The following is a 1,015-nucleotide window of genomic DNA, read 5'->3' on the forward strand; positions in this document are numbered from 1 at the left end:
CGCCCTCCGTCCCCGACGGTGTCTCGCGGCTGCGCCTCACCGCCCGCGCGGACCTGACGGACGCGCAGGTCGAGGCGGCGGGCGCGACCGTCCTGCGGACCGCGCCGGGACGCTGAGGGGAGGCGGGGCCCGCCGCCCGTCCCGGGACGGAGGGCCCCGGCCGCCTCAGCGGACCCGTCCGTACCGGACGGCCTTGGTCCAGATCTTCTCCAGGCGCACCACGGTGCCGGTCCTCGGCGCGTGCCAGATCCGGTCGCGGCCCGCGTAGATCCCGACATGGGAGATGCCGCCCTTGCCGGGGAAGAACACCAGATCGCCCTTCCTGCGGTCGCGGGCGGGGACGTGCCGGGTGCGGCGGTACTGCTCCGTGGTGGTGCGCGGCAGTTTCTTCCCGGCGTGCCGGAACGCGTACTGGGTCAGGCCCGAGCAGTCGAAACGGCCCGGGCCCCGGGCGCCGTACTGGTAGGGCGCGCCCTTCTTGGCGGCGGCGACCCGCAGCGCGGTCTCGGGGGGCGAGGCCGCGAGGGCGTCCGGTGCGGCGCCGGGGAGCGTGAACCCGCCGACCGTGGCGAGTGCGAGAACGGAAACGGTGCCGGCGCGTGCCAGCAGGGGGAGATGTCCGTGCGCGGTCATGCGCAACCCTTCGTCAGCCGCCTGCGAAGGAAGACCTGTCGGGTTCGGGCAGGCGAAGATGCCCGGCCGCGTACGGCTTCACCCCAAGGGACCCGCGGCCCGTCGGGCCAAGGTCCCGTCCTGCTCGGGTCCTCCGCTCCTGCCGGTACCGTCACGTCGACCTGACGTCCGGGCGGCGGCAGGACTGGGCGTCCGCCCGGACCGCCCCGTCGCGGTGACGGGGGCTTGTCGTCGCAGGGATCGTGACGCAGCCCCCGCCCGCCCACCGAGCGGAAAACGCATCATGTGATATTGATCACCCTTGCTCCAAAAGGTGGGGAATGCCGCTTCCCGCGCCGTGCCCGCCCGCCGGCCCGCGGCCGTGACCAGCGGAAAGGCACGG

1 protein-coding gene is annotated in these 1,015 nt (G+C 74.6%); it reads right to left on the minus strand.

Translation table 11 applies throughout. From position 1 onward, the window contains the following. Positions 1-165: 165 nt before the first annotated feature. Positions 166-633 carry a C40 family peptidase gene (locus AC51EU_RS30765; RefSeq protein WP_496270373.1) on the minus strand — a complete coding sequence of 156 codons (468 nt, stop codon included), beginning with the start codon at positions 631-633 and terminating at the stop codon, positions 166-168. Positions 634-1,015: the final 382 nt, after the last annotated feature.

Source organism: Candidatus Streptomyces philanthi, from assembly GCF_059553635.1.

What these genes read in the sequence shown, in the direction of transcription:
- AC51EU_RS30765 (WP_496270373.1), bottom strand. Translation starts at nt 633, where the DNA reads ATGACCGCGCACGGACATCTCCCCCTGCTGGCACGCGCCGGCACCGTT.